General features: G+C 58.3%; 16 protein-coding genes. 14 read left to right on the top strand and 2 right to left on the bottom strand.

Features of this window, described 5'->3' with window-relative positions; genetic code table 11:
* Together QNK41_RS15350 and QNK41_RS15345 are read right to left on the bottom strand one after the other, a co-directional pair.
* The coding region (locus QNK41_RS15350; RefSeq protein WP_319258427.1) for an SDR family NAD(P)-dependent oxidoreductase at positions 1-204 on the bottom strand (204 nt) is incomplete at its 3' end.
* A 90-nt stretch (positions 205-294) separates the two neighbouring features.
* Complete coding sequence (locus QNK41_RS15345) at positions 295-738, bottom strand: hypothetical protein (protein WP_319258425.1); 444 nt, start codon at positions 736-738, stop codon at positions 295-297.
* 106 nt (positions 739-844) lie between these two features.
* Here QNK41_RS15345 and QNK41_RS15340 point away from each other — a divergent pair, with 106 nt between their 5' ends.
* From QNK41_RS15340 to QNK41_RS15275, 14 genes are all read left to right on the top strand, one after another.
* Entirely contained in the window at positions 845-1,111 is a 267-nt protein-coding gene (locus QNK41_RS15340) for a phosphopantetheine-binding protein (RefSeq protein ID WP_319258423.1), read from the top strand.
* A 43-nt stretch (positions 1,112-1,154) separates the two neighbouring features.
* Positions 1,155-2,507 (top strand): lipid biosynthesis B12-binding/radical SAM protein, encoded by a 1,353-nt coding sequence (locus QNK41_RS15335; RefSeq protein ID WP_319258421.1) that lies wholly within the window; start codon positions 1,155-1,157, stop codon positions 2,505-2,507.
* A gap of 59 nt (positions 2,508-2,566) precedes the next feature.
* Positions 2,567-2,923, top strand: coding sequence for a FabA/FabZ family ACP-dehydratase (locus QNK41_RS15330; RefSeq protein ID WP_319258419.1), 357 nt, complete (start codon positions 2,567-2,569; stop codon positions 2,921-2,923).
* A gap of 54 nt (positions 2,924-2,977) precedes the next feature.
* Positions 2,978-3,238 carry an acyl carrier protein gene (locus QNK41_RS15325; protein ID WP_319258417.1) on the top strand — a complete coding sequence of 87 codons (261 nt, stop codon included), beginning with the start codon at positions 2,978-2,980 and terminating at the stop codon, positions 3,236-3,238.
* An 82-nt stretch (positions 3,239-3,320) separates the two neighbouring features.
* Positions 3,321-4,385, top strand: coding sequence for a radical SAM protein (locus QNK41_RS15320; protein WP_319258416.1), 1,065 nt, complete (start codon positions 3,321-3,323; stop codon positions 4,383-4,385).
* A gap of 59 nt (positions 4,386-4,444) precedes the next feature.
* The gene (locus QNK41_RS15315) at positions 4,445-5,443 is read left to right on the top strand and encodes a radical SAM protein (RefSeq protein ID WP_319258414.1); all 999 of its coding nucleotides are present in this window, start codon (positions 4,445-4,447) and stop codon (positions 5,441-5,443) included.
* Between the two features lie 131 nt (positions 5,444-5,574).
* Positions 5,575-6,822, top strand: coding sequence for a beta-ketoacyl-[acyl-carrier-protein] synthase family protein (locus QNK41_RS15310; RefSeq protein ID WP_319258412.1), 1,248 nt, complete (start codon positions 5,575-5,577; stop codon positions 6,820-6,822).
* 8 nt (positions 6,823-6,830) lie between these two features.
* Entirely contained in the window at positions 6,831-8,084 is a 1,254-nt protein-coding gene (locus tag QNK41_RS15305) for a beta-ketoacyl-[acyl-carrier-protein] synthase family protein (RefSeq protein ID WP_319258411.1), read from the top strand.
* Position 8,085: 1 nt separating this feature from the next.
* Complete coding sequence (locus QNK41_RS15300; RefSeq protein ID WP_319258409.1) at positions 8,086-8,568, top strand: acyl-CoA thioesterase; 483 nt, start codon at positions 8,086-8,088, stop codon at positions 8,566-8,568.
* A gap of 372 nt (positions 8,569-8,940) precedes the next feature.
* Positions 8,941-10,446: a polyketide synthase dehydratase domain-containing protein gene (locus QNK41_RS15295; RefSeq protein ID WP_319258407.1), complete on the top strand. Its 1,506-nt coding sequence runs from the start codon at positions 8,941-8,943 to the stop codon at positions 10,444-10,446.
* The gene (locus QNK41_RS15290; RefSeq protein WP_319258406.1) at positions 10,443-11,024 is read left to right on the top strand and encodes a glycerol-3-phosphate acyltransferase; all 582 of its coding nucleotides are present in this window, start codon (positions 10,443-10,445) and stop codon (positions 11,022-11,024) included. The genes QNK41_RS15295 and QNK41_RS15290 overlap by 4 nt, the downstream gene beginning before the upstream one ends.
* Positions 11,025-11,129: 105 nt before the next feature.
* Positions 11,130-11,363 carry a hypothetical protein gene (locus tag QNK41_RS15285; RefSeq protein WP_319258404.1) on the top strand — a complete coding sequence of 78 codons (234 nt, stop codon included), beginning with the start codon at positions 11,130-11,132 and terminating at the stop codon, positions 11,361-11,363.
* Between the two features lie 197 nt (positions 11,364-11,560).
* Positions 11,561-12,295 carry a glycosyltransferase gene (locus QNK41_RS15280; protein WP_319258402.1) on the top strand — a complete coding sequence of 245 codons (735 nt, stop codon included), beginning with the start codon at positions 11,561-11,563 and terminating at the stop codon, positions 12,293-12,295.
* A gap of 52 nt (positions 12,296-12,347) precedes the next feature.
* Positions 12,348-12,689, top strand: a 342-nt coding sequence (locus QNK41_RS15275) for a hypothetical protein (RefSeq protein WP_413815162.1), incomplete at its 3' end; no start/stop codon positions are given.

Genomic DNA, 12,689 nt, shown 5'->3' with positions numbered 1-12,689 from the left:
GTCTCTCACATCGAAGCCCATAATTCGGCCGTCCCCCCCCAGATGCCGCACTTGCGCAAGCGTATCGGCAGCACCCTTTTCATCGGAATGGTAATTGACCGCCACGTCGTACCCGCAGCGGCCCAACTCCGCACAAATGGCCCGGCCGATGCCTTTTGAGCCGCCGGTCACCAGGGCCACCGGTCGCTTTTCACCATCTTTCATACGTTCTCCTTATTTCCCGGTGGTTCGACAACGGCGCACATCAGGACCAATCCGTTGACCGTCCATATCCTATTTCCCTTAAGCTTTGAGCTACTGGGCCTCCACCACCTGAAGGGTCACCTCGGCTGCCAACCGGCCGTTGATGAAAGCCGTGCCCGTGATTTCGCGAAGGTGTTCGAACACAAACGCATTTCTGGCAGTGGTTGTCACCGATTCCCCGAGGGCTATCGTCTCCACATGGAATACCGCTTTTTTTACGCCCACGAGCCACCCCCGGGTCTCTGAATCTTCACCTCTGGTTTTCAGCCGTCTCAGGCCGTTGTGGACACCGGCGGTCTGTGCCACCAGTTCCACCAGGATCAGCGGATTGATCGCCCCATCCCTGAATAACGGCCAGTTTCGGTGGGCAATCGACAAGGTGGTTGCCTGTTCATCATCCAGGGAAAGGATCTCGCCCACCAGCAGCATTCGGCCCCGATGGGGCAGCAGGGTTTCGGCGGTTAGGTGGACGGATTTCGAATCGTCAGCGCACATGGCGTGTAAAAAGGCTTGAAAAGGATGATAATCAATATATAGTATACCGTCTTTTTAGGCGGCTGGATATAACACGATTCAATCAGGTCTGTAAAGGTAATGCCCCATGGATGAATTGATAAGTGAATTACGTGAAAAAATTGTCGATGCCCTTAATCTTCAAGATGTTGCACCGCAATCAATCGATCCGGACGAGCAGCTGGTGGGTGGGCGGCTGGGAATCGACTCCATCGACGTACTCGAGATGGTGATGCTGGTGGAAAAGGATTACGGGCTGGCCATCGATAATCGCGAACTGGGCGCCCGGGTCTTCGCTTCGGTGCGGGCGCTGGCCGGCTTCATCAATGACCCGTCGTCCGCAACAACAGATTAACATCTATTCCGTCCTAATTCTTTGATGGATCGACGATAGTGTAATGAAAATCCTGCTGATTTCCGCAAACACACTGAAAGAACCCTATCCGGTTTATCCCATCGGTCTGGATCACGTCGCCGCATCCATCCATGGCCGACACCAGGTAAGAATCGAAGATCTCAACGTGCTGGATGATCTGGGGGGGCTTGCCGACAGCATCCGTGGATTCGATCCGAACCTGATCGGAATCTCCTTGCGCAATATCGACAACACCGACACCACCGACCCCGTCGGATTCATCGGCGGCTACCGGGCGGTGGTGTCGACCGTGCGTCAGGCGTCCAATGCACCGGTGGTGCTGGGAGGCAGCGGGTTCACCCTGTTTCCCCGGCGAGTGCTGGCGGAACTTGGGGCGGATTTCGGCATCATCGGCGAGGGCGAGCGATTGAATCGTTTGATCGATGCCCTGGAAGCCGGTCAACATCCAAAGGGTCTGCCCGGCGTGATCACGCCCGATGCGGAAGCGATCATTTTCCCGGAGCCCTGGACAGGAAAACGCAAACCGCACCCGGAGCATCCTTCGGCGCACCAGCGCTGGTACCTCAAGCACGGCGCCATGCTGAATCTGCAGACCAAACGGGGGTGCCCGTTCCGTTGCATCTACTGCACCTACCCGCTCATCGAGGGACGCAAACTGCGGCTGGTGGCACCGGCCGATGCGGCGAAAACGGCTCTGGCCCTGGAAGCTGAAGGGGCCCGCTATCTGTATATCACGGATTCATCGTTCAATGCCGATATCGATCACTCGCTGGAAGTGGCCCGGGCTTTCAGGCGAGCCGGCCTGACCATTCCCTGGGGAGCATTCTTCACCCCCTTGCCCATGCCGGACGGATACTTCGAAACATTGGCCAATGCGGGCTTGAAGCATGTGGAGTTCGGCACCGATTCGCTGTCCAATACAGTGCTGCGCGCCTACGGCAAACCCTTCACGGTTGATCAGGTAATAGCGGTCCATGAGGCGGCGCTGGCGGCCGGCCGTCACGTAGCCCATTACTTTTTGCTGGGTGGACCCGGTGAGACCCGGCAGACCCTGGAAGAAACCCTGGCTCATATTGACACGCTTCGGAAAACGGTTCTTTTTTTATTCTGCGGCATGCGGGTTTATCCGCACACCGCGCTGTTTCATCGGTGTGCGGATAAAGGCCATCTCCAGGCGGGGACGGATCTGCTTGAACCGATTTTCTACCACGGCAGAAAAGTCGATGACGACACGATCCGGCATCGAGTCAAAGAAAAGGCCGCCGGGCGCGCCAACTGGGTGGTTGGTGCAGGCGGCCAGGAAACCGCCGCCACAATCGACCGCATGTATGAAAAAGGCTTTTCAGGCCCGTTGTGGGAGTATCTGATCCGTTAACATTCAGATTGCCGACGGTTTCGTAAAACGTTCGATAATAAAAGCAGGTTAAAAAAACGATGACAGTGTGGTATGAATGCTCGTTTGACAAGCAGGTGACGGATGGTGAGATTATAGCCCATGTAAGGGTTCCGGTGAATTCGCCCTGGTTCGACGGCCATTTTCCGGAAGCGCCGGTGCTCCCGGGGGTTGCCCAACTGGGCATGGTCCACGACCTGTTGTGCCGGATGATGGACCAGCCGTTGCCGGTCACACAGGTGAGCCGGGTGCGTTTCAAGCAGATGATCCATCCCGATCAGGACCTGATCCTGACGGTAAAAACCGGCGATAAAAACAGCAGCCACAGCTTCCGCATCAGCGGAGATGAGGGTCTGATTTGCAGTGGTCTGATTCGGCTGAGTGGACGCAGACAGTAGGTTGTGCCCCCGAATTGGGGCGTTTTGGAATAGGCTCGAAGGAGACTGATTAGGATGACAGTGGAAACTGACAAAATCATCCTCCGCATCGCGGAGATCATGATTGACGAACTCAAGCTGGAGGATGTCACCGCCGACACCTTCGATCCGGATATCGACCTGGTGGATGAGGTGGGCATCGACAGCATGGATCTGGCCACCGTGGCCCTGGTGCTTCGTGATGAATATGCGGTGCGGATCGATGAAGACGATTATCCCAAACTGACCACCGTGCGCTTGATCGGTGAATATATTCATAACAAACTGGCCGCATAGCCACCATGCCATGCAGGGCCATCGACTTACCCCACGTGTTAATGTTAGGTAGTGTCTTTTAAGCAAAGAGAGCAGCCGGCCCATGGACGCGAAAAAGACCTGGAAATTTTCGGACCTGATTGCCGATCCCGAAGTCAAAGAGCGCTGGGAGAAGGTTCGCAAGTACTTCTTTCTGCGCGAATCCACCTACGACCTGACCCGGCGATGCAACATCCGCTGCAACGGCTGTTACTACTACGAAGGAGATAAACAGAACACCCGGGACAATACGAATCCGGACGACTGGCGACAACTGATGCGTGCGGAGAAGGCCCGGGGTATTACCTTTGTGGTGCTTGCCGGCGCCGAACCGTCCCTGGTACCGGAAATGTGCCAGGCCTGCTACGATGAGATCCCTTTGGGATGCATCGCCACCAACGGCCTCAGGCGCATCTCGGATTCCGTGGGCTACCGCATTCATATTTCCGTATGGGGCAACGACGAGGCCAGCCTGCAAACCCGAAATGCGAAAAATATGCTGGCCCGCCAGTTAAAGAATTACGCCGGCGATTCGCGGGCGGCATTCGTCTACACCTTTACCCGCCATAACATCGGCCAGGCCGAGGCGGTGGTCCGGATGCTGACCGACCATGGGGCCACGGTGACGTTTAACATGTTCAGCGCACCGGTGGGGTACACCGGTGATCTTCGCCACACGCCGCTGAGTTTGGCCGACACGCGGCAAACGATGCTTGATCTGCTGGACAAATATCCGCAAACAGTCCTGTTTTCCTGGTACAGCGCCATGGCCCACACTCACGAAAAAGGACTCCACGACCTGTTCGGATGCCCCTACCCCCGACAGAATCCAAGCACGGATGTGGGCCTGGGCCGCTCCTTTCGCCAATACCGTACGGACCTGACCTGGAACCGTGATGCGGCCTGCTGCGTGCCGGATACGGACTGCGCGGACTGCCGGCACTACGCTGCGGCCAGTGCCGTGGTCACGTCCCGGCTGTTCCGCCACGCCGTCGATCCCCACACCTTTCGATCCTGGCTGGATTTTGTCGATACCTACCTGGCCGTGTGGCTGAAAGGCTATGAAAAGGGGAAAAACCTGTGCAACCAAACCGTTCCTCCGCCCGGCGTGGAACTGACAGCCAATTAGTAGGTTATGAGACTGCTAAAAATGAACTTCAGGAAGGTCCCGTAAAAGGATATACATTGATGAAAACCGTCAACTCCCTGCTGGACGACCACTGGTACGCCCGGTATAAACGCATATCCAAGCTCAACATCCGCAGCTCCATCTACGATGTGACCAATCGCTGCAACCTGCGCTGCAAAGGGTGCTTCTTCTTCTCTTCCGGTGAACACGAAGCGGCCAAAGAGGAAATGGACATCACCCGCTGGGAAGCCTTTGTGGACAAGGAGACGGCCCGCGGCGTGAACCTGGCCATTCTCATCGGCGGCGAACCCACGCTTTGCATGGACCGGGTAGAGACCTTTTACAAGCGCCTGCCCACCTTCTGTGCCACCAACGGTATCATCAAGGTGCCCAGGGACCGCTTCCCCGACATGATGCTGGGTATCAGCCTGTGGGGAGACGAAGCGGATGAGCGGGTGCTGCGCGGAAAGGATGCCTTTTCCATCTCCAGTAAAAACTATGCCGGCGATCCGCACACCTACTACCTGTATACCATCACCCCCAAGCAGCTGGGCAAGACTGATCGGATCATCAAAAAAATCCGCAACGCAGGCCTCAAGGTTCACATGCAGCTGCTCTCTAACGACGAGGGGGTGGACGGGTTTCACTGGCAGCCCGAAGAGTTGGCCCAGATCCGCAGCGAAATGGACGAGGTGCTGGACCACTATCCGGATACGGTGATTTCTTCGAAATACTATCACGAGATCATCACCACGGGGAAGATGATGGGCCGACGCTTCGGCTGGATGGAGTGCCCCTCGGTGACGGATCCATTGGACAAGCGCGACCCCAAGCCCCGACGGCTGACCAATTTCATCCGTTGGGCGTCGGATCTGAACACCATGCATCGCTGCTGCACCTCGGAAACGCGGGACTGCAGCACCTGTAAGGACGGTGCAGCCCACATGAGCTGGGTGATGGTTAACAAGCGTGCTCACATGCAAAGCACCCGGGACCTTCAGAACTGGGTCGAAATCTATGAAATGTTCGCCAAGCTCTACCAGTTCATTCCCTGGTGATTGGTAACCGTTCACGGGTTCAGAGGTTCAGGGTTCAACGGTTGATGACCAACCGAGAAACGGTGAACCGTGAACCTTTGAACCTGTGAACGCATACGGTAATAGTTTCACTAAGTGAGAGTCCCCCCCTTATGCCCAACGATCCCATGGTCATTCTCGGTTATGATGCAGTCTCACCCCTGGGGATCGATCTCGAAGACCAGTGGCAACGGGCCCTCTCCGGCGCCAGCGGTGTCGGCCCGTTGACCCGTTTTGACCTGACGGATGACTTTCCCGTGCGCATCGCCGGCCAGGCACCGGATATCGACCACCTGCCCTACGATTTTTTAAAACCCCGTGAACAGGCTCGCTGGCCGTCACCCATTTTCAAATACGCCCTGCTGACCGTCTCCCGGGCCCTGGAAAAAAGTGGCATCGAAATCACACCGGATCTCGCCCCGCGAACGGCCGTCACCTTCAGCAGCGCCATCGGTGGCCTGGATGCCGTGCTCGGCGCGGATCGCAACCTGATGGGCCGGGGAAAGCTGCCGCCGCCCTTCGTCAACCCTAACGCCTGCATCAACATGGTAGGGGGCAAAGTCTCCATGCACACCGGCGCCACCGGCCCCATCTGTGCCACAATCACGGCCTGCGCAACGGGTGTGACCTCCATGATCGTGGGCGCCATGCTGATCAACGACGGCCGGGCGGACACGGCTATCTGCGGGGCGGTGGATTTCCCCTTGACCGAACCCATCGTGGCCGGCTTCGGCACCATGGGCGGCGCGTTCATGCCCAAGGAGGGCGAACCCGAAGAGGCACCTGAGCAGGCCAGCCGCCCCTTCTCCCTCAACCGCCGGGGATTCGTGGTCTCCGAAGGGTCCGGCTGCATCGTCATCGCCAGACGATCCTTCGCCAATGCCCACGGCCTGGATATTGTCGCGGAAATCGCCGGCTGGGCCATGACCTCGGATGCCTTCCATCACGTGGCCCCGAACCTTGCCACCGTCCACCGCTGCATTGCCCAGAGCATTGAACGCGCCGGCATCACTCCGGACCAAATCAGCGCCGTCAACGCCCACGCCGCCTCCACGCGTATGGGCGACCAGGTGGAGGCCGACGCCCTGCGACAGGTATTTGGCAGCCATGTGCCAGCGATAACGGCCAACAAATCCATGATCGGCCATGCCATGGGCGCGGCCAGCGCCATCGAATCGATAATGGCCGTGGAGGGGATGCGGACAGGCATGCTGGCCCCGACGATCAATTACACACCGGACCCGGCGATCGGTCTGGACAAGGTGGTCGACACAGCCCGGCGGGTCGACCAGCAATACGTGCTCAAAAATGCCTTCGGGTTTGGCGGGTGCAATGCGTGTATGGTATTTAAACGAATATGAAACCACCCTTGAACAGACGGGTATTCGTGGTCGGATACGACGCCGCCACCTGCCTGGGAAATACCTTTGAAGCCACCTGGCAGCGGGCCGTAAGCGGGGAAGCCGGCTTCCGCCGGATCACCCGCTGTGAAACCACCTCACGCAGCAACGTGGTAGGGGAGATCCCGGACTGGAACCCTCGGGACCTGCCCTATATCGACAAGATGGACAGCCGCAACTGGAACGCGGACTTCGTGCTGCTGACCATGGTATTGTGCAAACGGGCGTTGGACCACGCCGGCCTGGAAATCGACGATCGCACCGGCCCTAAAACCGCTTGCCTGATGGGCTCTGCATTAAACGGTACCGATGCCTACCACATCGCCATGGGCAACCACATCACGCACGGCCCCACCAAGGTCAGCCCCTATCTGCTGCCCAACATGTGCGCCAACCTGCCCGCGGGCAAGGCCGGCATGATGCTGGGCTTCACCGGCCCCATTTTTTCTCCCCAGGGAGCCTGTGCCTCGGGCAACCACGCCATCGGCATCGGTGCCCGCATGATCCGTGACGGTGAATGCGACTTCGTCCTGGCCGGCGGGGTGGAGACCTGCCTGACCCCGGAGATCGTCCAGGGGTTTGCCAACATGTGGGCCACCATCAAGGTAGGCCCCAGCGACCGCGCCTTTGACGACCCCACCCAGGCGTCGCGGCCTTTTTCCGTAGACCGCCGCGGCATCGTGCTGGGCGAGGGGGGCGGCGTGCTGGTGTTGGCCGCCGAGGACACCTTGAAGCAATACAAACTCACAGCCAGAGCCGAGGTCCTGGGTGTCGGCTGGACATCGGACGCCCACCATTTCACCCTGCCCAACCAGGCGACCATCGTACGAGCCATCGCTCAGGCCATCGGCGATGCACAAATTCGACCTGCGGACATCGGCTATGTCAATGCCCACGGCACCTCCACCCAGAAAGGTGATGCCGTGGAAATACAGAGTCTGCGTGAGGTTTTCGGCAATTCGCTGGCGGCCATTCCGGTGTCGTCCAACAAATCCCAGATCGGTCACACACTGGGCGCCGCCGCGGCCATCGAGGCCGCCCTGGCCATCGAGGGCATGCATCAGGGCATTGTCCTGCCCACAGTCAACCACCTTCCCGACCCCGCGTTTGCCGACGTGGATGTGGTGCCCAATGCAGCCCGTCGACACGCCTACGAAACATTTTTGTCCAACGCCTTCGGCTTCGGCGGGACCAACTGCTGCATCGTCTTCCGGGGAGTGTAAGATGAAACCCAAACCCTTTGTCCCGATCGCGCTGAACAATCACCCGCAGTATGTCAAAGACCGCACCAGCGATATCGTCTGGCACCGCTGCCAAACCCGCACCCTCTATGCAGACACGGATCGTTCCCAGGTGGTCTACCATGCCAACTACCTGCGCTATTTTGAATTCGGGCGGGCCTCGCTCATGCGCGATGCCGCCTACCCGTATAAGGCAGTGGAGGAAAGCGGCTATGTCTACCCCATCATCAAGGTGGACATCGACTATTTCCGGCCCCTGTATTACGACGACGCCATGTGGGTCCATACCCGACCATCGGTGCTGGAGCGGGTGCGACTTCAGTTCGACTATGTGATTACCCACCAGGAATCCGGAGATATCGTCTGCAAAGGATTCACCCGCCATTGCGCAGTTAACGCATTGGGCACGCCGGTGGAGGTGGACCCCAAAACCGTCAGCCTATGGGACATCTTCCCGAAACCATGACCGTTCAGAGGTTCAGCGTTCGCCGATTTGGGTTGTTTTGGTTGGTATTTTCGGTGGATATAACCCGACTAAACCGGAAATCACAAATGGTAAGCACCAAATTTCAAATAAATTCCAAATTACAATATCCAAATCTCAAACAAGGGCTACAACCAAAAGTTGATTGCCAGTTTGATTTCTCCAAGATTGATGATTGGATTATCCTTTCTCCAAGATCATAAGGTTTGGAATTTTTAATTTGACTATTGTGATTTATTTGTCATTTGGGATTTGGCTATTGTGATTTGTCTTTTGTTTTCTGACATAACAAACACGAATGTCAGGATCAGGATATTCAAATCATGTACCTTTGAACCCTGAACCCCTGGACCCATGAAAGCAGAATCCTTCCCCATAACCGTGCATCCGCCGTCATTTTTCCGTGACCATCATGTGCAGGGCCGTCCGATTTTTGCAGCAGTGGAAGCCATGGAGCGCCTCGCCGCAGACACCTGTAGACGTTTCCCGGGGATTGACGGCCGCCGACTCAAGGATATCCGCTTCGATAAATTCCTCTATCTGGACTCGCCGGACCCACTCCCGGCATTCAATCAGATGAAGGATCAAAACGACGGATCCATGCGCACGACCCTGGCCACCCGGTTCCTATCCCCCGGCGCGACGATCACCCGCACCTTGGAACACGCCTCGCTGGCACTTGGGGGGGAATGGCCGGCCGCAGCCGAACCGCCCCTGGAAGCAATCGCATCCCTTGCCGGCATCTGTACCGCCGTGGACCCGGCCCGCATCTACCGGGAGATGGTCCCCTTTGGCCCGGCCTATCGCAACATCAGCGACCCCCTGCTGATTTCAGCGGATGGTGCCCTGGCCCGGGTGCGTTCACCCCAGCCGCTTGATCCCCGCCACGATCTCTACCTGGGGTCCCCTTATACGCTGGATGCAGCCTTTCATGCCGCCTGCGTCTGGTGTCAGCGGTTCCGTGGCACCGTGGCCTTTCCCGTGTCCATGGACCGGCGCACCATCGTCAATCCCACCCGAATGGACCAGGTCTATACGGCCCGCGTGGTACCGGTTCAGACCGGCCAAGCCCCCTTCGTCTTCGACATTTTCATTTATGATGATGCCGGCAGACTGCACGAAGCCGTCAACGGTGTACACATGCGGGACATCAGCGGCGGCCGCACCCAACCGCCGCATGGATTCCGTCAGCCAACCCAGGTCGATCCCCTCGCTCCGTTTCGTCAACGCCTTTCAGGAATGGTTTTGATAGAGCGCGACGCCGTGGCCCGGTTTGCCGCAACCGCGCTTTCCGAAAACGAGAAGAGACGACTGACACCGATGGCCCCGGACCGCGCCCGCGGGTATCTGTCCGCCCGGTTGGCCCTCAAGCGGCTCAGCCGATTGCTTTCAGGCGACGGCGATGGCCGACAATCACGGGAGATTGAAACCGTTGCCGAAAACGGCCAAGCCCCCCAATGCCCGCTGGCTGACGGGACCCGCACCGATTGTGCCGTCTCCCATGACCGGCGCTTTACCATTGCCGTGGCCGCCGATAAGCCGGTGGGCGTGGATGTTGAGCCGCTGTCGGAAAAGCCGCTTGGGGCGATGCACCTGTACATGGACGCCGATGAACAGGCTTTGGCCAATCGCCCCCCCCTGGGCCGGGCCGATGGTGCATTGCGGGTCTGGAGTGCCAAGGAAGCGGCCGCCAAGGCACTGAAAATCGAGCTTGCCGATTCCTGGGAGCGGACCAAATTGGTAGCCGTGGCTTCGAGGTCCAGCCGGCTGGAGATTGACGGCGGAAAACAACAGACGGCGATTCATGCGACCATTGATGGTCACCTGTTCACCTTGCTGACCGTGGATGGCCGGCCATGAACGGACTGTCGACATTCGTTTTGCTGCTTGCCGCTGCCTATGTGGCGGGTTCGATCAATTTTTCCATTCTGGTGTTTCGCATCACCGGTCGCCAAGATCCGCGCCATCACGGCAGCGGCAACCCCGGCGCCACCAATGTCTATCGGCAGGCCGGCATCGGCTGGGCCGCGGTGGTCCTGCTGCTGGACGTGGGACGGGCGGTTCTCGTGGCCCTTGTGGCCGTGGGGCTGGTGGCCTCCTGGCAGGTGCCATGGGTGGGATTGGGATTGATCCTGGGCAACCGTTTTCCCTGTTTTCACCGGTTCCAGGGAGGCAAGGGGGTGGCCAACTACCTGGGGTTCACGGCCGTCGTCGCCCCGGTTTGGGCCGCCCTCGGTGTCCTGGCCTGGGGCGCGGCACACCGGGTCTGGCACACGCCATTTCTCTCATCCTTTGCCATGGTGTCCATTTTGGCTGCCGGAACGACGATTGTCCAGGCAGGGAGTTGGCAGGGTGGAGTCGGCGCCGTGGTGACCGCCTTGTTCATCGTGGCATGCCACCACCGCAACATCAGGGAGCAATGGGGTGGGAAGGGGTAGCCGATAGCGTGCCATGAGCCGGGTTATGCATTGCATAACGGCCCAGCGCAGGAAAATCCGGCTGTACTTGGCACCGGCAAGGTACATGCCCAGCAAGAAAATCAGGTGGGACAGACCATAGGCCACCGGGCCGCCGACCACCACGATGGCGGCATTGCCATAGTGGACGGCCGCGATGCCCAAAAAGGCAATCAGGGGCCAACTGATGACATAGCTGAAGGCGATGGCCGTTACACCGGAAACCACCCTCAGGTCAGGCCGTCGGCGAAAGGCGCTCAGGTCTGCCCCCTCGGCAAGGACCGATTTCACCAACCGGGTTCGGGTAAGCCGGATGAGTAACTTTTTGATGGGTGTCTCAATGGGTCCCACAGGGCGGCAGTGGCTCCTTTTAACATTTGTATATGGACACAGGAACGTATACATTGGTGGCCGCCGGATCAAGCAAATAGTGCATCATACAACGAACACACCTGCTGATGGATGGGATGGCCGCTGGTTTCGCGGTCGGTGGCAGATTAACCTCAGGGCATAAAAAAGTGGTCAACCCACGGCAAGAACACCCATCGCTGGAACCGGTCTGGAACCGCATCGACCGGATCTACTGCATCTCACTGGAAGGCCGGACGGATCGACAGGCCAGTGCGCTCGAGCAGTTCTACCGCGTCGGGCTGGACGGAAAGGTGACTTTCCATATCGCCCGACCACACCCCACCAACTGTGAACAGGGGATCTTTGAATCCCACCAGACCTGCCTGAAAATGGGCCTGGATGCTGGCGCCTGGCACATCCTTGTGTTTGAAGACGATGTCGTTTTCGGACGTTTCTACGGTTCCCGGCTGGCGTCGGGAATTGAATATTTCCTGAACACTAACGACGGCGACATTCTTTTTTTGGGCTGTCTCGTCAGCGGGAGCCGCGCCACCGGCACACCAAGTGTAAGACGCATCCAATACCGAGCCCTGACGCATGCCTACCTGATCCGGCCGTCTCTGGCCCGCATGATCATCGATTCACCGTGGGACCATATTCCCTACGACGTTTGGCTGCGAAATCGCATCGACAATCCGTTTGCCCTTTACCCGGCTATCGCTTTTCAAAGCAATTCACCGTCTGACAATTCACGTCACCGCACCCTGGATGGCATCCGCCGCCTCTTCGGTGGCCTGCGTTTCATCCAGATGGTCAACGAGCGCTACCATCGTTTTCGATACGCGGTCATTGCCGTCCACCTGCTGGTGATCGCTGCGGCAATTCTGTGGGTACTGGCCTGATGCAAACACCTCCCGATTCCACAACCCGGTCCGCGACGAAAAGACGATTTCCATGCGACTGAAAGCACCCATCAACCTTTTTGCACTGCTGACGGTAATCCTTGTCGGCACGGCAATGTTCTTGATTGCTTTCCAAAGAATCGCCATCGATACGGACATCGCGCGGTCCCTGCCCACGAATGATCCGGTCATTGCCGACGGCATCCACATCTTCGAAAAAAACCCCATCAAGGATCAGGTCGCCATCGACATCGGTTCTGCAGGCGCGGACATGACCGCTTTGCTGGCTGCTGCGGACATGGTCGAAGCCCGGCTGATGCAGAGCGATCTGTTTGCGCAGGTAGGCAGCGGGCTCATGCAGCTGGGGCTGCCCGATCTGGCAGACCAGGTCATC

The organism is Desulfosarcina sp., from assembly GCF_033791525.1.
Taxonomy (GTDB): Bacteria; Desulfobacterota; Desulfobacteria; order Desulfobacterales; family Desulfosarcinaceae; genus Desulfosarcina.
The sequence above is the reverse complement of the archived record's forward strand: the minus strand, read 5'-3'. Positions and strand labels throughout refer to the sequence as shown.